Annotated in this window: 1 protein-coding gene; it reads left to right on the top strand. The window is 64.7% G+C overall.

What is annotated here, in order from left to right; translation table 11 throughout:
• Window positions 1-9: 9 nt before the first annotated feature.
• On the top strand, window positions 10-258 hold a 249-nt coding region (locus tag ACYQ3M_RS11675), incomplete at its 3' end, for an RRXRR domain-containing protein (protein ID WP_460036253.1).

Here is a 258-nt window from a genome sequence, read left to right as displayed (position 1 = left end):
CCGTTCACTATCATTTTGAAGGATCGGGACGATGGGCAAGTGCAGCCTATGCGCCTTAAGTCCGATCCGGGCAGCAAAACGACGGGCATGGCCCTGGTAGCCACCTTTGCCCGCCGAGGCGAGACGGTGATCTGGGCCGGCGAGCTGCATCACCGGGGCCACCGGATTCGCAAGCGGCTGGCGCAACGGGCGGCTTGCCGCCGGAGTCGGCGTTACCGCAAAACCCGTTACCGGAAGCCGAGGTTTGACAACCGGCGG

The sequence above is a fragment of the Methylothermus subterraneus genome, from assembly GCF_054656915.1.
Note: the sequence above shows the minus strand (reverse complement) of the source record. Positions and strands in the feature narration are given on the sequence as shown.